Below are 17,811 nucleotides of genomic sequence, written 5' to 3'. Positions count from 1 at the left end.
CTAAAAAGCTGTTGAGTGGCAGAAGCTGACCAATAAGCATGGTTGGTTGATGGAACTGATTACCAAATTGATTCTCCTCTGTGGAATAGTGTAATTTGCAGAATCTTTGGCAAAAGGGAGCCTGCGTTAGGAAGTTCTTTGTCGGCAGTTATTAATAAATAAGATATCCCTCATAATAGAGTTTTTTGTTGCAAATTCAGCTGAATAGTGGAATTCTAAATACAAATGTACTGCCTTTATCAATATCACTTTCGACCCAAATTTTTCCATTATGTCTCTCCACAAACTCTTTGCAAAGTATTAGACCTAGTCCTGTTCCTGTTTCTTCTTCAGTTCCTTTCGTTGTAATATTTTCTGTTATTGTAAATAACTTGGATTGTATTTCGTGGGGAACACCAATTCCATTATCTTTTACGGAAATTTCAGCAAATTTTTGATTGTTTTCATCAGTTACCGTTTGCAATTCTACAATAATAACACCTCCCTTAGAGGTGAATTTGATTGCATTCGAAACTAAATTTCTTATTACTGTATCTATCATATTTTTATCGGCTGTTATCGATAAATCTTTTTCTGCATTTAGCATTAGCTTTATTTCTTTATCCCATGCAGATTCTTCTAATAATGAGATGGTTTCAGAAATTAATGCAGATATATTAAATAGTTCTGGTGTGAATTCTATTTTACCTGTTTGAGACCGAGCCCAAGTAAGTAGATTATCTAATAACCTGAAAGTTTTCATCGAGCTTTCATTAATAATCTTCAAGTAATATCCTCTTTCTTCCTCATCCATTGTTGTGTGATTTTTTAATAAATAATCCGAAAAACCAAGCAATGCATTGAAAGGATTTTTTAAATCGTGAGCAATTATCGAGAAGAATTTATCTTTGGTTTTATTTGCTTTTTCAAGCTCAAAGGCAAAGTTTTGAATTTCTTCCTTTTGCAAAATCAACTCCTCATTCGTATCTTCTATTTGTTTTTTTTGCTTTATAAGAATATTGTTTGCCTTATGTTTTTGGATAAAACTCCTTAGTACTACCAAAACAAGACTAGTTAGTAAGGCAAGTACCAATATGAAAATGATATTCAATACGCTTTGGTGTTTCGATTTCTCTGCAGTAATGGCATCTTTCTTTTGTTGTTCTAGTTCAATGGCCTGCTTTTCTTTTTCGAATTCGTATTGATATTCAAGTCTGGATAGTTCTTTTATGTTTTTTTCATTAAAAGTACTGTCACTTAATTCTTTATACAGAATATAATTTTCTAAGGCCTTTTTATAGTTTTTTGTGGCAGTATATATATCAGAGATTTGTAGGTATATGCGCTTTTGTTGACTTAAATTTTCAAGTTCTTTGGCAATTGCGAAACTTTTTTGAGTATAATCTAATGCTTTGTCAAAATTGAATGTTCCTAAATAAAATGAACCAAGGTTAGCATAAGAATCTAAAATAATTAACTGATTATTAATTTTTTCACTCTTCTCCAATGCTTTTTGGTAAAAATCCAGAGCGAGAGCATAGTTAGCTTGAGAATAATATATTGTGCCAATATTATTCATTGTCATGGCTATTCCGTTTTCATCCCCAATTTCTTCTATAATTTTTAATGATTTTTGATAGTAAGTAAGGGCTAGTGTATAGTTGGTTTGTATTCTGTATATTTCTCCAATATTATTCAAGCCTCGTGCTTCTCCTTCCTTATAAGCAATTTCTTTACTGATTTTCAATGATTTTTGATAGTAAGTGAGAGCCGATGTATAATTGGCTTGTTCATAGTGTATTGAACCAATATTATTTAAGCAATTTGCGATTTGTTGCTTAGAACCCTCTTCTTCATTGATTTTTAATGATTTTTGGTAATATTCAAGTGATATAGGATAATTTCCTTGTATATGATATATTATTCCAATATTGTGTAAACAGTTTGCTTTTCCTTGCTTGTTGCCAATCGCTTCATTAATTTCTAATGCCTTATGATAGTGTTTAAGAGACATCGTATAGTCTCCTTGGTATTCGTATATTATTCCAATATATTTTAAACAGACTGCTTTCTTTTCCTGATTACCGAGAACTTCATAAGTGTTAATGCTTTTTAGAAAGAAATCAAGACTTTTTTGATAATTTGCACTAAGGTAATTGCTTAAGCCTAAGCAATATAAACTTTCTGCTTTCCCTTTCGTAAAACGAAGCTTACAGGCAAGTTCAAATGCTTCTTCTGCATACTTTATGCTTTTTGTTTGATCTATTTGAAGTGCTTCAGAGGCAAAATCATTTAACAGATTAACTCTAGCTATATCTTTTTTTGTATGTAGTTGGAGTGAATTTTCAAGACTATCAATTTTTGAAGTTTGAGCAATAGCTATGAAATTAAGAAGAATAAACACAAGTAGGATAAGCTTTTTCATACAGACATTATAATGCAATAAGTTAAATTTTCCATAACATTTTATACTTGCATTTACAGTTAATGTTTCAGCTATTGCGTGAAATAATTAAATTCATTTGAGCTTCTCAAAAAAGAAGAAATAGTATCCATATTTATTTCAAATATGTTTGTTAGCGGAAACTTACTATCAGTAAAGTTAATTCTCTTTCTTTCTGATGTTTATTGCAAAAAAAGCTAGCTCAAACTAATTTGAGCTAGCTTTTTCAGTTCAATACCATTGATCTAAACACATTTGCTTTCTTACAATTTGTCTTAGATTTTGTAGTAAACCTCTTAGTTTAGATAAATAATCACTTTTTCTTTTTAAAATAATCATTATCATTTTTTTCAGCTTTTTTTTCATAAGCTGGTACAGATTTACCATGTTGGTGTTTTTTGGGTTTTTTGTTTCCTGCTGCTCCCATAGTTTTTCAAATTTTTAATTATAAATACATGAGTCGTGTTCGGTTATGTATTATAGCTGGACTGCTCATAAAAAAGGCCGCAAAAGCCACACCATACTATAAAATGATAGAATGAGGACTGAAAAAATGTCAATCTGACTGAATTATGACACTTTTGCCATTGTTTATAATCCAATTATGTCATATTGGATTCAACTAACAGAAATCAAAAGAGAATCATGATTTTGACCTAATTTAGGAGGGAAGGCCATTAATATTCATCTTGAATAATTAAACCCACCTCCTAAATAATGCCTATCAGATGGACAGGTGTTCAAGGAATTCTGCTCAACAAAATCCACTTATAAAATTTATATTTGTGATAGAGTGTGTTCTCCTGTTAAAAAACGATAGCTCAATCATAGTTTTGGTCTGTCTTTTAGGTAAGGCTTGTAAATGCTAGTTTCAGATACGCCAATCACTTAGGAGTTTGCTCCTTTTCTGAGTAATTTTTATACAATCAAGTTTGGTATTTTAAATAAAATAGTAAACACCATAGCAATTATTTGTAAGTTTGTTAATTACAGGTTAAAACATATAAATTCATCATTTTATGATTAATATGTTAGCTATCCTAAGAATCAATATAGTTATTTTCTTGTTGACAATTAGTATTGTTGGCAAAGCTCAAAGTTCAATCTTACATAAAGCAGATTCAGGATTTTTTTATGCTGTAGATCCTTCTGCTGAAGTATCTAATAATACTGTATATGTGTATTGTTTCAAGAATGTTGAAGATGCAGTATCATACAAAATCATGCAAGATTATATTGTTTTGGAATCTTCCGATATGAAAACATAGATTAATCATGGAGTAGTAATTAAAACCTCCTGAATTTGATTGGGCTTACGGACAGATGAATGTACCTGACGCCGCATTTAAACATGGTTGGTATTATTTCAGACTCTCCCAGACTTGTTCGCACTTTCTTTGTTCCATAGCCGTTTCTGGAGTTCTGGGATATGATTTTTTCGTGCTTTTCATAGCCCAAATGATCATCAAGTTCTCCTTCAAGCATCTTCTTAATGCCTCGTTTTTGAACTTGTTGCAGAAAGTCATTTAGCTGTTTTCCTGTTTTAAATTGCTTTAAAATTTCATCCGTCAATAAATTTTTTGGTTCCATAATAAGTGTGCTTTAATATGAGACTTACGTAAAGTTATTTCCAATTTTTTTCTTGAGCTAGAAAAGGGCTCCGAAAAAATCAGAATAACTTGACTTACACACTTTATGGGATACTACTTAAAAGTTGTTATATTATTGATTATTCCCATGCATTTTGGTCTGCAATTGGTAAACCATTTTCACTATAATTTAGGGGCTGCTATTTCTACTGATTGCATGGAAAAATAAATCAAACATTGTTTATTCAATTGCCTTATTGTTAGTGAGTATTGAATACTTTATTGCTGCAATAGTGTGTCGGAAATTGTCCACTATTGGCTATCCCTACAAGGCTGTTGCTCTTGTTTAATCAGTTAGTGAATTTCAGAAAATGGTATTTAGATTATTTGAAATTAGTAGGCTTGTAATTTTCACTTTTAGCCGTACCAAAACATAATCATTCAAGTTTTTCTTTCCCTACATTTTTAAGGCTATGTTTCTCATTGTTATCGACAAATAGATATTGTCCTGAAAAAATTCTGTGTTCAATTCTTTTGTCATCCAAAAAAATTCCACTTCCTTTTTCTATTTTCTATATATGTGGAAAATCATGGGCATGGTATGGAGAGCTACTTCCAGGCTCCAGGCTAATTATTCTAAGCACTAATTCTTTTGAGTTATCATATTCCCCAATTCCGTTTCCTTTTTTGCCCCAGGCATATTCATAATCTTGTCTGTTGGAATATGTTCTCTGTTTTTTATTTTCATGATGTTTTTATTGTAGCCTAGTTAGTCGATGAACGAACAGATTTTTATTTTGTTTGTTCAAATAAGAAAAAATGGATAACCCAAGTTTTCAATGATAATAATAAATATATTTTGTAATTTAAAAAGCTGATTAAAGGTGCTGCTAAACTAACGCTACTATTGTTTCTCGAAATTAACAACAAAAACAAAGGTGTAAAATCGTGTTTCAATAAAAAAATTGTTTGTACTTGGCAGATTGTCCCAAAATAGAAAATGGTTGGGATTTAGATATTTGAAAATATGAGCATTTAAAATACAAAACTGACTCAATCAAACTGTTAGCGGCAAGTATATTTTCATAAAAGACATAATTTTGTAATTTGATTAATAAAATCAGCTTGTAAGGATTTGGAGTGTTTTTATCAGGGAAACATATTAGAATTCATACTAATTTTAACTAAATTGGTAAAAATGCCTAATTTTTGCCTTTATGGAGAGAATATATGAAAGTGATTTTCTTTTAATTCAGATTGAAAAAAATAGTAGGATTACTAAAGTGGTATGGAAAGCTGCAACAGAATTTATGGAAACCGAAGAAATGAAAAAAGAGGTTCATAAAATTGCGGATTTAATTGTAATTCATAAGCCACTTTATCATCTTGCTAATGATAGCAATCATAAATATTTTTATGGAGTGGATGAGCAACAGTGGGTTGCAAAAACTATTGCCGGAGCTTGTGCTAAAGTAAACCTTAAAAAATATGTTCTTCTTTTGCCGAATGAGATAATTGGAAAACTATCTACCACAAAAGTTGTAGAAGAAGCTGGTAAATTGCCTTTTGAATTTAGATATATGGATAATGAGGTAGAAGCCTTGGATTGGTTTAATCTGTAGGAATTCAGTTTGGATTTATTTTTGACTATGAATCAATTCTAATGCCATTATGGAGAAAGAAATATTAAATATGTAAGTGTACTTTTTGACGAAGAGAACAAACTTTGGAAAACAATATTAAAGTCTACTACAAATGAAATGGATAATGAGGATTGGAAAAAGTTAATGCTTACATTAAAAAGTCTAATGGCAGTACACAAGCCTATTTATGTTATTGATGATAATACAGAAAGAAGGTTTGATTATCCTCCAGATATGCAATATTGGATGATTAACGAGTTCTCAGAGCTTTGGCATCGTATTGGCCTTCGAAAATACTGCCAAATATTGCCAAAGGATATGATTGGAAAGTTAACTTCAATGCAAATTCAAGAATTAGCACTTAAGGAATTTGAGATCACTTTTCAAATAGGGCTTTTTGAAGATATGATAGAAGCATTTACGTGGATGAAGACTAATGATGAGATTGGGTATGAAAGACTCTGATTTAAATGATAACTATAGGTTTCTAAAAGAAAAATACGAACGACATGAAAAAATCCTTATTCAGGCTTATAAAGAGCTTAAGGATAAGGAATTAAAGCTGCAGTCTTTAAATGAGGATCTGAAGTTAAACGAAAAAAAGCTAAAAGATTCTAATGAAGAACTTACCACAACACTGGATAACATAAATGCTAAGAATAGAATAATAGAAAATCAGAATGAGGAATTAAGGATCACTTTACATCAACTTAAAGAAACGCAAGCACAACTTTTACAGGCAGAAAAAATGGCTTCACTTGGAGTATTAACAGCTGGTGTTGCACATGAAATAAATAACCCATTAAACTTTATAATGGGAGCTTATGAAGGTATTCAGGATTATTATTCTGACAGTAAGGATGCAATGCCAGAATCAATTTCATTGTACTTAAATGGCTTAATAGAAGGAATTGAAAGAATAAGTAAGATTGTTTCAGGGCTAAATCAATTTAGTAGAGATAGCAAATCGAACGATGAAGATTGTGATATTCAATCGATTATAGATGATTGCTTGGTGATGCTTAATAATGAGTTAATCGATCACATAATTGAGAAAAAATACTGCACTACAAATTGCATAATAAAAGGGAACATTGGTCAATTACATCAAGTATTCTTAAACATACTTCAAAATGCAATTCACGCAACCAATAAAATTGGAACAATCAAAATAGAAACATTTAAAGAGAATAAGTATTTGATTATCTCAATTACCGATAATGGCTATGGTGTTGATACAGAAAACTTAAAAAAGTTGATGGATCCCTTTTTTACAACAAAAGATCCTGGGAAAGGCACAGGTTTGGGTTTATCCATTGTTTATAATATCTTAAAAGATCATAAGGGTACTATAGAGATTTTCTCAGAAAAATCTACCAATACAGTAGTTAAAGTTTCGTTGCCATGCTGGGAAAGTAACTAAGGGAAAAATACAAGCAAATATTTCAATAAGTTAAAAATAAATTGATGAGTTATGAGTTGCGATAAAAAAACGGTGGCTATCATTTGTGGAGGAGGTCCTGCACCGGGAATTAATACGGTAATTAGTGCAGTGGCAAAAATTTTTCTGGAAGATGATTTTCGGGTTCTGGGAATTCACAATGGGTATCAAGGCTTGCTCTCCAATACACCTTCGGTAATTGATTTTGATTACGAAACAGCGAGTAAAATTTTTAATAAAGGGGGATCGGTATTGTATATGAGCCGATTTAAGCCAACGAATAGCGATTTTAACACGAATTTTATTGTCAAAAATAATGTTAAGCTCTTGGTGACCATCGGGGGAGATGATACTGCATCAACGGCCAATAGACTAACTAAGTATTTAAAAACGAATAATGTTAATGTCGTGCACATTCATGTGCCTAAAACCATCGACAACGATCTTCCCTTACCCGATAGAAACCCAACTTTCGGATTCCAATCTGCAAAAGATCAAGGAGCAAAAATTGGAAATATTATTGAAGAGGATTCGCGAACAACACAAAGTTGGTATGTTTTGTCTGCAATGGGAAGGTCTGCTGGGCATCTGGCTTTTGGAATAGCAACAAGCTGTCATTTTCCTATGATGATTATTCCTGAGATGTTTAATAAAACAAAGCCTAGCTTCGATAAAATTATCGATTTGATTATTTCTTCTATCATTAAAAGGAAAATAGAAGGAATGGAATACGGTGTAGCTATGGTGAGCGAAGGTGTTTTTCATGTGTTGGAAGAGGAGGAAATAAAATCATCTGGAATTAAATTTACTTACGATGAACACGGTCATCCCGAGCTTGGAAATGTTAGTAAATCAAATATTTTTAACATACTTCTTCAGAATCGATTGAGAGAATTGGGCTTGAAGGTAAAATCCCGTCCTAACGATATGGGCTATGAATTAAGATGCTGTCGTCCTATTGGATTCGATTTAACTCTATGTTCTTTGCTTGGCACAGGCGTGAAAAAATTATACGATGAGGGATATGATGCCTGTATTGTTTCGGCCAATTCCAATGGAGATATTATTCCTTTACTTTTATCTGATTTACAGGATGAAAATGGAAAAATTCCTCCTCGTTTGGTAGATATTAATTCGGATTTTGCCAAACTATGTATTCAAAATTTATTCTTTTTAAAGAAAGAGGATTTGAAAGCGGCTAAAAAATATCTCGATGAACCGGAAAAGTATCTTTTCAATACCATTTTGAATTGGTAAAGTTCTGTTTTAAGAATATGAGAAGTGGATTCTGAGTTGAATCGAGATTCACTTTTTCGTGCAAACATATTTTTATTTGGCAGAATATCTTAGGATAGTAAGCCTTTATCCTTACAAGATATTGTTTACCTTAGATTTAGAAATAGAGCTAGATTAAAGATCCATTTCACATGGTTTAGATAAGCAAATAAAAAGGAAGGAATATCATGAGGCAAATAAATTCACAAACTAAAATAATCGCAACTTTAGGACCTGCGACTTCCACTAAAATTATTATTTCTGATTTGATTCGCTCAGGAGTTGATGTTTTCAGAATAAATTTTTCACATTCTTCAAAAGAGGAATACCTAGGGATAAGCAATCTGATTAAAGAATTGAATTCGGAATTGGAAACTCATGTGGCTATTCTGGCGGACTTACAAGGGCCAAAGCTTCGTGTGGGGCAAATTGAGAACAATCTTATTCATTTGCACCAAAAGGATATTATTACTTTTGTTACAGAAAAATGCATAGGGCAGAAAGACCATATTTACATGAGTTACCACGATTTTCCGAAGGATGTAAATGTGGGAGAATCTATTTTAATTGACGATGGTAAAATAGAACTGGAAGTTATCGAAACGAATAAAAAAGATATCGTTCGGGCTAAAGTAATTTATGGTGGATTGCTATCGTCAAACAAGGGTGTGAACCTACCTAATACCAATGTTTCCCTACCTTGTCTTACCGTAGAAGATATTTCGAATGCAGTTTTTGCATTGGAGCATGGGGTTGATTGGATTGCACTCTCATTTGTTCGAAAGGCTTTCGATATCAGTGAATTAAAAGAATTGATCGGGAAAAGCAAGAACGATGCGGGTGTAATTGCCAAAATTGAAAAACCGCAGGCATTACTTGAAATTGATGAAATTATTGATGCAAGCGATGGAGTTATGGTTGCTCGTGGTGATTTGGGTGTGGAAGTTCCTTTCGATGAGGTTCCTTTGTTTCAAAAAATCATTGTTGAAAAATGCATCAAGCATTCCAAACCCGTGATAATTGCCACTCAGATGATGGAAAGTATGATTAATAATTTTCGACCTACACGAGCCGAAGCCAACGATGTGGCAAATGCAGTGCTCGACGGTGCCGACACGCTGATGTTAAGTGGCGAAACCTCGGTAGGGAAATTTCCAGTTGAAACAATCGATGCTATGCAAAGGATCATTGTCCATACCGAAAATCAGGGCGATCCGTTCGATAAACAACTTGAGCCTACAAGAGGAGATTCAACATCCCTGGCCGATTCGATCTGTTTTACAGCCACAAAACTAGCTAAACAGGTTGGTGCTAAGGCAATTATTGTATTTACACATTCCGGCTATTCGGCCACCCGAATCTCTAGTCACCGACCCAAATCCAAAATATATGCCTTTACCAACAATAAAAATATTCTATGTAAAATTTCGCTAGTGTGGGGAGTAAGGCCATTCTATTTAGATACTTACGAGCATTTAGATGAGGCATTTTCGGAGTCTGTAAAGATTTTAAAGGACAAAAAACTCATTTTCAATGGTGATTGTGTAGTTTATGTTGGCTCTACTCCACTAAAACTTCATGGAAGTACCAATATGATGAAAGTAGGTTATGTATAGAGATATTTTTACTGGAATCATTACAGATGGTAACTAATTAGTAAATAGGATTCATTCCTGGCTTATAGAAAAAGGCTGTTTCTTTAGTGAAACAGCCTTTTGTATATATTACAATTTGATACTGGTAATTCACAACATCATTGAATTGCCTATTCTTTTATACTTGGCGCTTTCCATTTTATGCTTTCTACTTTTCGGTTTGCAGCTTTGTTTACAGCCAAGGAGTTTCTGTATTTGTCGTAAATCATTACTGCAGTCATTATTAGACTGGTTCCGATAATTACACAAAGTAAAATTCCAGGTTCAAAGCCTTCTATTTGAGCTTCTTCGGGGATACTGTAAAAAAGTAGAACGGTAATTAAACCACGAGGAGCAACAAAGAGCTGAGGAAGAATATCTTCACCCATAAAAATGCGCAAAATGATGTATCGAATGGCGTAAATGGAAATCAAAATCAGAAAACTGATGAGGGTTACATGTAAACTTAATAAGGAGGAAATCGCGATGGAGAGTCCGAAAATAACAAAGAAAAAGGTTCGAACAACAAAGGCGGTTTCGGCGGTAATGATATGCAGCTCGTGATAAATATGATGTGCTTTTTCAAAATCGATAAGCTTTGATAGCTTGCCTTTGAAAAAGAGCTTCATGTTTGCAATCACCAAACCGAAAATTAGGATGATGATCAGCGAAGACAAATGCATTTTTTTACCCAAAGCATAGAGTAGGAGAAGTACGGCAATCAATAAAAAGAGTTTTACTTGACTCTTGATGCGCTGAAAGATTAAAATAATTGCATAACTCGCTACCACCGAAATGATGATGGTGAGTACTATATTCCCTGCAAATCCGGATATTCCATTATCGTGAGTTGGATTTAACTTCCCTGTTAAAAAGTAAAACATCATGATTCCCATGATATCTGAAAAGGTACTTTCGTAGATGTGAAATTCTTTTTTAAGTACAGGCAGACCTACCACACTTGGAATAATAATGGCACTGGAAAGTATGGACAAGGGGGTAGCATACAACCAGGCAGATTGCATACTCATGTCTGGAATAAAATTATAAAGAATCAAAACTGCTGCCCAACTCGCCGAAATCAGGCCGATGAGTGCCACTGCAAATGATTTTAGTATGGGAATAAGCTTTTCTCTTTTGAGTTCCAATTCCAGAGCGGCTTCCAAAACAATCATGATTAGTCCCACAATACCTAAAATTTCCAAAATGGGAAAAAAGTTCAAGCTTTTGGCATTGAAATATTTCAAGACATACTGCAAGCCTACGCCCAGAATAATTAGCATTAAAACGGCAGGAATGTTCGTTTTTCGGGACAAGCCATTGAATAAAAACGATAAAATGATAATTATTGATACTTCAATAATTAAATTATAGGATGAGATAATTTCCATGTTTAGTTAAAATTGTTGGTTACACTAGTTTCAATTTTATTCTCGTTTAAAAAGGCGATTAAATCTTCAGCTACAGCTCCATTTTCTAAGGTGTACTGAAATTGGTACACTTGAGGAATTTTGCTGTTTTTGATGCTGGGTTTTTGGTCAAAATCAAGAATAGGATTGTCGAAAATAAGATTTAATATCTGTTCTTTTGGCAATTGGCTATGCAAGTAAAGAGTTTGACGTAGTTTGGTATGCACATTGGAATTGATGGCAAAGCCTAAGTCTTCAATTTTTGTGTAGTTGATGAATCGTTCTCCATATTCGGTGTTGATGATGAGACCGAAAGCCTGTAAACTCTTTACTTCGCCTTTAAAATCACCAATGGTAATGTAGGCACCTTTGCTAACTAAAGGATTGGCATTGAAAAAAATACCACTTACATAGTTCTTGATGTAGAAAAAAGTAAAAACAGATACAAAGATTAGTAAAACGCTGTGTGTGATGTAATTGATTGAAATAAAACCCAGAACTAAAATGGTTATGGCTATGGGTTTATAGTAGAGCTGAGCTTTAAGCAATAGGTTTATGATCTTTTTGTTGCTCACGTTTTTCTTTGCAAAGCGTTGCCCAAAATAGGTGGCTAGCTTTAAAACCCAAAAGATGATTAATAGCAGTATTAGCTTGCCAAGCAAGCCTTTCCATGTTGATAGTATTACAATATTTTCCATCTAGTTTAGTACTCCTCTGTATTTTAGAATTGAACGAATGTCGTGATACAATACTGGGTTCACAACTAAATTGCCTTCCGAATTTCGTAAGAATACCTTAGTATTCGTTAATCGCTTTAAACCTGATTTATAGGAGCTGTCGTATCGTGATCCCAAAAAGTTTTTTAATACAATTTCGTTGATGTGTTGATACAACAATACGAATTTGAGAATGATGGCTTCCTCACTAGTAAAAAAGTCTTCAAAATCGTATTCCTGTTCCGTGTAAACAATATTATTAGCATCTGTAGTGTTAATTGAATAGGTCCATGCCTGCAGTACTTCTCCCAAATTGTATTCGTAATTTTTACACAACTTTTGAATGTTAAGCTCGAGTTGTTTGTTGGGCAATGGGAGTCCTTTTTCGGTTACCAAATTTTGATGTGATGCGCCATGCCGTAATAAAATAGCTTTGTGAATTTCTTCAAATTTCGACTTATTTACATCAATAATAGAGCTAAATGAATGAGTAAAAGGAATTCTCTTGTCTAAATGAGACTGCATGGTATTGGAAGTGGAAATAATTACAAAAACATGATTCGATTCGGTTTCGATAAATTGTATGGCAGCTCTTGTGTTTTCTAGTAAACTTTGCTCTTTATCTCTCCAAAGTTCCAAATTGTCAATAACCACTATAGGTCGAGAGTTATAGGTGTTTTTTTTGATTTGTTGAAGTGCTTCTGCAAGATTTTTTGTGGTTTTAAATTTTCGGCCCTCAATGGAAAATTTACTGTTTGGTGTAAGAATGATGCTATTTTTTTTGAAAAAATTTTTAGTTACACTTTCAATAAAACTTGATTTTCCACTCAAGCGATTTCCGACCACAAGCACTGCTTTATTATGCCCTTTTTGCCACATTTGCAGGTTTTCCTGCAGTTTCTGCTGCTCATATTCACGGGGAACAAGAAATAAGTCGCCAATAAAATTTTTATTTAAAAACAATGAATCGTAGTGAATGTCTAATGTTTTAAATGTTCGGTAATCGATGCATTTCGAAGCTGCTTCTAATCGTTTAAAAGGATGGCGAACCGTGCTGGTTTTGTATTTTGTACTGAAAAAAGAAAGAAGTGATTTAAATTTTCTTTGAACATCTTTAAAAAAATTATTTTTCGACGATGTGAATTGTGTTAAGGAACTTTGTAGTGATATTTTTAAAAAGTCGTCAGTTTTATAAATTCTTGTGACCTGAAAATTATCATTCAAATTTTCCTGAATTTGAGCAATTAATTTGTTTTGTAAATTTTCATTGGTGTGAACTGATTGCAACAGAACTTGCAGACTTTGAATTTGAGAAGAAAGTGCATCTAGGTTGTTGTTGTTTTTTAGCAAGCTCAAACTACTTTTTAAATTTAACAGATTATGCTTGTAAAACGAAATTACATTCATTCTGTTTTGCCATAGTTCTATGAGATCAGGAAGAAGCATATAGTTCAGCCATCTTTTTGTCGATTTTGCGAAATCTATTCTTTTGATTAGTAGTAGCCCATCTTCACTGGAAACAGGAATGTTATTTTCTGTAAGGTTAACAATTTTTGATTCAATATCTAAGGCATAGTTTTCCTGATATAGGTTTTGTAGTTCTAAATTGGACAAGGCGCTTTCAACCTGCGCAATTGTACCTGTTATTTTTGATAGTTCTTGCGTATTTTGCAGGGAATGCAAAATGCCATTTATGCTTTGTTTTGATCTTTCTAATTCCTCGGTTAGGCTGTTGCAAATTGTTTGGGTATGGGATTTAATGTCCTCAAATACAAGAATGACCTTCGATAAGTTATGAGCCGAATCCTTGATTTCTTGAATTTGCTTTTGAATTGAAAGAAACTGTTTTTTGTATACTCCCCACGGATTTTGTTGATGTTTTATTCGTGAAATTTTTTGCTTTATTTTTTTATTGCTTTGCAGAAAATTAGTCTGCTCGTCGCGAATTTTATCTACTAGGGTACTTATGGCTTTTTGAAGAATAGCATTGGATTCGAGGAAGTGTTGCTGAATAGCTTCTTCATCTACAAGAGATTCTTGTTTTTTGCTTTGCGAGATTTGAAGTTGTAAGAATACATCGCGATGAATAAGCATCACATCTTTAAACGATTCAGGAAGTAGGTAGTTAAAGCTGTATTTTCGTTTAATATCGAAGTCTTTATTTGTTAGCGTTTTGCCGTATTCTTCATCACCAATGGCAATTAGCGAATCGCTAACGTTAAGGAATGTATTTAGAATCAGCTGAGAAAGCGCTTCTGCATGTAGGCATTTATTCAAACTATTCAAGTAGTTTGTTATTGGTAGAAGTGCTTTTTTAAAAACACTATTTGCATCAATTATTTGGCTGTTTTCAGTGTTTGAATTCATGTGTGATATCTCTTTTTATTTATAGCAAACCCAATGCAATATAAGGATTCCAACTTCAAGATTTTTACATTTTAAATACTTTTTATGATGACTTAGAAATAAAAGTAAGTCAGAACATTGCGTATGGCAAGCTTTTTAGAAGTTGATTGGGATCTCGTTTAAAATGAATTTTACTTATTGCTTTGAGATTTATACCTTTGAGGCTTTATAATTGTTTGATTGATGAATGAATAAAAATATTGCTGATGCTTCGGAATATATCACTCCTTGCTTTTTTTCTGTATACTTTCTCCTTAAACGCACAAAAAATTGAATTGCTGTACTTTACTGATGCGCATCAGATTTTTCCAGTTGATGATGTTGATGGTGGAAGAGGTGGTTTGGCTCGCTTAAAAACAGTGGCTGATGAGATGAGAGCTGCCAATGCGGATGCGCTTGTAATTCATGGTGGCGATTTGTGTGGAGGCGTTCTTTTTGGAGGTATTTACAAAGGCGAGCCCATGATTGAAGGGTTTAATGAGGTGCCTGTAGATATTTGTAATTTTGGGCAGCACGAATTCGATTTTGGTGCTACACATACTCTTGAACTTTTGACCCAATCAAAATCGCAATGGCTAAGTTCAAATCTCAAAAATCGAGATGGTGACGTTTTTGCCAATTTGCCTCCTTTTTTGTTGCGGAAAGTTGATGGGCTTACTATTGGCTTTATTGGCCTTACCGATGCCATGAATACCAGTCGTAAGGATGAATTGGTAGTTCAGGAAGATTTGTTTGTATCGGTATCGGAGCTCTTACCCTTAATGGGGAAAGTTGATTTTTTGTTGGCAATTACGCAAACCGATTTGGGAACAAATCGAAAATTATTGGATCAGTTTCCCGAAATTGATCTGATTTTAACCGAAGAACAGTTCGAACACGAAAGTAATATATTTTACAAAGGGAGTGTGCCCATTGTAGCGACGGCTGGAAATATGAGTTCTGTGGCGAAAATTAGTTGGACAAAAGGAGGAAATCCTCAGATCGAAATTATTCCTTTAGATCAGCGAATTGCTTCGGAAAAATACATGCGCGACATGGAGGTTTACTATCAAAAAGATATGAATTTGCAGCTCTCAGAGGTGCTTGGTCACCTAAAGTCACCGCTCCGTTTTCGCAATGGCATTATCCGCGAAAGCGCAGCCGGAAATTTAATTAGCGATGCTTTTAAAGAATGCTACGATTCCAATGTGGGAATGATTAATGGGGGAGGAATTAGAGCTGATGTTCCAGTGGGTGCTTTTACAATGAAATCGGCTCGTTCGCTGCTTCCTTTTGGCAATAAAATTTGTAAAATACTGATAAAAGGAGAGGAATTGAAGCGTGTTTTACTTGAGCATGCAAGCGATAAAAACGGACAGTTTTTTCAGGTATCAGGAATAAGTTATGAATATCGATCGAGGGAAAATACGGTGAAGGTGATGAGGAATGGAAAGGAAGTTGAGGATGAGGATTTGCTTTCTGTTTCGTTAAATTCGTACTGCATGGAAAAATTAAATGCTGATTTCGAAATTTTGATTGATGAATCGGATGTGAGAGCCAAAAATGATTTTGTTGTTCTTGCTGAATATAGCAAAAGAAAAAAGCTTTTAAATCCTAAAGTAGAAGGTCGTATTCTGATAGTTTCGGAGTAAAAAATGTCCTTGGAGATAGAAAAATCCAAGGACATTTTTGTGCTTATATCAGTTGAAAAGCCAGGGTGAAGTAGAAGCTGCGACCAGGAGCATAAATGGGCTCATTAGTATTTTTTACCGATCGGTTCAGGTGTTCGTAGTAGGCTTCATCAAATAGATTTCGAATTCCACCCAGCAAACTAATCTTATCGGAGAAATCGTAAGATATTTTTGCATTTACAAGAGTGAAGGAAGGAGTTTCGCTTTCACCAAAATTGCTCGAGATACGGTTTTGCTTTAATGCATGTCGAATTGTGATTTCGGAATGAAATCTATTCTGAAAAAACGAACCACCCAATGCATACATTAAGTCGAGAGGTGGAATCTCGGGCAAGGCGGTATTTTCCTCTTTATTTTTTCCGTAAGTGTAAGCAATATTGGCTTTGTGGTAAATGTTTTGTGATAGTTTCTGATACCATGAAAGTTCAAATCCTCGCATAACAGCTTTGTCGATATTGTAATATTGCTTTACTCCTGCCGAAGAGGATACTCGTGGCGATAAATCTTCTCGGATATATGCGCTGATGTAGTCTCTGAGTTCGGAAGCAAACAAACTGATTCCCAATTCAGATTCGCTGGTTTTCCAGGTAAAATTATAATCTAACTGGTAATTTTTTTCCGATTTTAAATCAGTATTCCCAATTCGTTCGTAAGGGTCAACATCCACGGGAAGGTAATTGATGAAGTATTCGGTTAAACTTCCGCTTCGTTCGGCTCTTCCCAGCCAAAGTCCCATTCGTACTTGTTTCGAAAGATCATGGCTTGCTCCAAAGCTGAGTGATAGGTTCAGCTGATCAGATGGATCATCAGGATTAATAGAAACAAATTCGTCTGCTTTGTCTCTGCTTTTTGCTTGCTTGAATTCTAATCGGGCAGAACCTATAAAGTAGGTTTCATTCCTGGAAAAATGATATTCTCCAAATCCACTGATCTTTGAAATTTTACTGTCCTGCCATATATTATCCCAGAAAGTTGTACCCGCCATTGTTCCCATCAACATTTCCCGGGAGCGGTTTCCTTCGGCTTCTTCGGATTTGTAGTCCAATCCGGCAAAAAGGGTGCTTTCCTGAAATTGGAAACTAGCTTCGCTTCGGGCGCTATAATTTTTGGTTTTGGCAAGCGTGATGGCATTTACCATTCGTGGATCTAGATTTTTAGTCAGATTATCCATGCTGTGATCGACAAAAGAGGCTGAAAAAGAAGTGGAAAGATTTTTTATGGCTTTGTTCCCGAAGTTGATTTTATGGGCCATGCTGAGCAACCAAGTATCATCTTTTCTTAAATCCATATTCAAAGCTGGAAAATCGACATTTTTAGCGTAATTATTGTTGGCCGAAAGTTTTATACTTTGTGTATCGGAAAGTTTAAAAACACTACTCATACCAATATTTCGGCGGTTAAAACCGGATGCAATTTCATCTCCATTTCCGTCTTCATAATCGTTTCCTGTGCTGTAGGCTCCAAAAATTCCAAAGTTGTAAAATTTGCCTTTAGTTCCAGCCATGGCTTCGCTGCGATAAATATTTCCATTGCTTTCGTAGCTTCCGCTGGCACGACCAAATGCTTTGGCCGATTCGCTGAAACTACTTTGTGCCGATTTAAAATG

Annotated in this window: 13 protein-coding genes; 7 read left to right on the top strand and 6 right to left on the bottom strand. The window is 34.1% G+C overall.

Features of this window, described 5'->3' with window-relative positions; all coding sequences use genetic code 11:
- Nucleotides 1-196: 196 nt before the first annotated feature.
- Nucleotides 197-2,404: a tetratricopeptide repeat protein gene (locus ABYT26_RS04735; RefSeq protein ID WP_372751743.1), complete on the bottom strand. Its 2,208-nt coding sequence runs from the start codon at nt 2,402-2,404 to the stop codon at nt 197-199.
- 1,037 nt (nt 2,405-3,441) lie between these two features.
- On the opposite strand from ABYT26_RS04735, the gene ABYT26_RS04730 reads away from it, so the two are divergent.
- Nucleotides 3,442-3,690, top strand: a complete 249-nt coding sequence (locus tag ABYT26_RS04730) for a hypothetical protein (RefSeq protein WP_372751742.1) — start codon at nt 3,442-3,444, stop codon at nt 3,688-3,690.
- A gap of 19 nt (nt 3,691-3,709) precedes the next feature.
- Here the strand turns inward: ABYT26_RS04730 and ABYT26_RS04725 are convergent, their stop codons facing one another.
- Entirely contained in the window at nt 3,710-4,012 is a 303-nt protein-coding gene (locus ABYT26_RS04725) for a transposase (RefSeq protein WP_372751741.1), read from the bottom strand.
- A gap of 1,216 nt (nt 4,013-5,228) precedes the next feature.
- Between ABYT26_RS04725 and ABYT26_RS04720 the strand changes: the two genes are divergently transcribed.
- From ABYT26_RS04720 to pyk, 5 genes are all read left to right on the top strand, one after another.
- On the top strand, nt 5,229-5,633 hold the full coding sequence (locus ABYT26_RS04720) for a hypothetical protein (protein WP_372751740.1): 405 nt from the start codon (nt 5,229-5,231) through the stop codon (nt 5,631-5,633).
- A gap of 138 nt (nt 5,634-5,771) precedes the next feature.
- On the top strand, nt 5,772-6,119 hold the full coding sequence (locus ABYT26_RS04715; protein WP_372751739.1) for a hypothetical protein: 348 nt from the start codon (nt 5,772-5,774) through the stop codon (nt 6,117-6,119).
- Nucleotides 6,106-7,077: an ATP-binding protein gene (locus ABYT26_RS04710; RefSeq protein ID WP_372751738.1), complete on the top strand. Its 972-nt coding sequence runs from the start codon at nt 6,106-6,108 to the stop codon at nt 7,075-7,077. The genes ABYT26_RS04715 and ABYT26_RS04710 overlap by 14 nt, the downstream gene beginning before the upstream one ends.
- 51 nt (nt 7,078-7,128) lie before the next feature.
- Nucleotides 7,129-8,352, top strand: coding sequence for a 6-phosphofructokinase (locus ABYT26_RS04705; protein ID WP_372751737.1), 1,224 nt, complete (start codon nt 7,129-7,131; stop codon nt 8,350-8,352).
- Between the two features lie 206 nt (nt 8,353-8,558).
- Entirely contained in the window at nt 8,559-9,986 is a 1,428-nt protein-coding gene (pyk, locus tag ABYT26_RS04700) for a pyruvate kinase (RefSeq protein ID WP_372751736.1), read from the top strand.
- Between the two features lie 149 nt (nt 9,987-10,135).
- On the opposite strand, the gene ABYT26_RS04695 is transcribed toward pyk, so the two are convergent.
- From ABYT26_RS04695 to ABYT26_RS04685, 3 genes are read right to left on the bottom strand one after another with little or no spacing between them, the layout of a single operon-like run.
- Entirely contained in the window at nt 10,136-11,395 is a 1,260-nt protein-coding gene (locus ABYT26_RS04695) for a cation:proton antiporter (RefSeq protein WP_372751735.1), read from the bottom strand.
- A 2-nt stretch (nt 11,396-11,397) separates the two neighbouring features.
- On the bottom strand, nt 11,398-12,111 hold the full coding sequence (locus ABYT26_RS04690) for a mechanosensitive ion channel domain-containing protein (RefSeq protein ID WP_372751734.1): 714 nt from the start codon (nt 12,109-12,111) through the stop codon (nt 11,398-11,400).
- Entirely contained in the window at nt 12,112-14,496 is a 2,385-nt protein-coding gene (locus tag ABYT26_RS04685; RefSeq protein ID WP_372751733.1) for a hypothetical protein, read from the bottom strand.
- Between the two features lie 245 nt (nt 14,497-14,741).
- Between ABYT26_RS04685 and ABYT26_RS04680 the strand changes: the two genes are divergently transcribed.
- Nucleotides 14,742-16,166, top strand: a complete 1,425-nt coding sequence (locus ABYT26_RS04680) for a bifunctional UDP-sugar hydrolase/5'-nucleotidase (RefSeq protein WP_372751732.1) — start codon at nt 14,742-14,744, stop codon at nt 16,164-16,166.
- 43 nt (nt 16,167-16,209) lie between these two features.
- Here ABYT26_RS04680 and ABYT26_RS04675 read toward each other — a convergent pair.
- Nucleotides 16,210-17,811 (bottom strand): TonB-dependent receptor domain-containing protein (locus tag ABYT26_RS04675; protein ID WP_372751731.1); only part of this gene is annotated, 1,602 nt, incomplete at its 5' end.

This window comes from Labilibaculum sp. (assembly GCF_041595635.1).
Lineage (GTDB): Bacteria > Bacteroidota > Bacteroidia > Bacteroidales > Marinifilaceae > Labilibaculum.
This window is presented reverse-complemented; position numbering and strand designations above follow the sequence as displayed.

Bases quoted from the DNA above. Each gene is read 5' to 3' on its own strand.
- ABYT26_RS04735 (WP_372751743.1), bottom strand. From the start codon at position 2,404: ATGAAAAAGCTTATCCTACTTGTGTTTATTCTTCTTAATTTCATAGCT.
- ABYT26_RS04730 (WP_372751742.1), top strand. From the start codon at position 3,442: ATGATTAATATGTTAGCTATCCTAAGAATCAATATAGTTATTTTCTTG.
- ABYT26_RS04725 (WP_372751741.1), bottom strand. From the start codon at position 4,012: ATGGAACCAAAAAATTTATTGACGGATGAAATTTTAAAGCAATTTAAA.
- ABYT26_RS04720 (WP_372751740.1), top strand. From the start codon at position 5,229: ATGGAGAGAATATATGAAAGTGATTTTCTTTTAATTCAGATTGAAAAA.
- ABYT26_RS04715 (WP_372751739.1), top strand. From the start codon at position 5,772: ATGGATAATGAGGATTGGAAAAAGTTAATGCTTACATTAAAAAGTCTA.
- ABYT26_RS04710 (WP_372751738.1), top strand. From the start codon at position 6,106: ATGAAAGACTCTGATTTAAATGATAACTATAGGTTTCTAAAAGAAAAA.
- ABYT26_RS04705 (WP_372751737.1), top strand. From the start codon at position 7,129: ATGAGTTGCGATAAAAAAACGGTGGCTATCATTTGTGGAGGAGGTCCT.
- pyk (WP_372751736.1), top strand. From the start codon at position 8,559: ATGAGGCAAATAAATTCACAAACTAAAATAATCGCAACTTTAGGACCT.
- ABYT26_RS04695 (WP_372751735.1), bottom strand. From the start codon at position 11,395: ATGGAAATTATCTCATCCTATAATTTAATTATTGAAGTATCAATAATT.
- ABYT26_RS04690 (WP_372751734.1), bottom strand. From the start codon at position 12,111: ATGGAAAATATTGTAATACTATCAACATGGAAAGGCTTGCTTGGCAAG.
- ABYT26_RS04685 (WP_372751733.1), bottom strand. From the start codon at position 14,496: ATGAATTCAAACACTGAAAACAGCCAAATAATTGATGCAAATAGTGTT.
- ABYT26_RS04680 (WP_372751732.1), top strand. From the start codon at position 14,742: ATGCTTCGGAATATATCACTCCTTGCTTTTTTTCTGTATACTTTCTCC.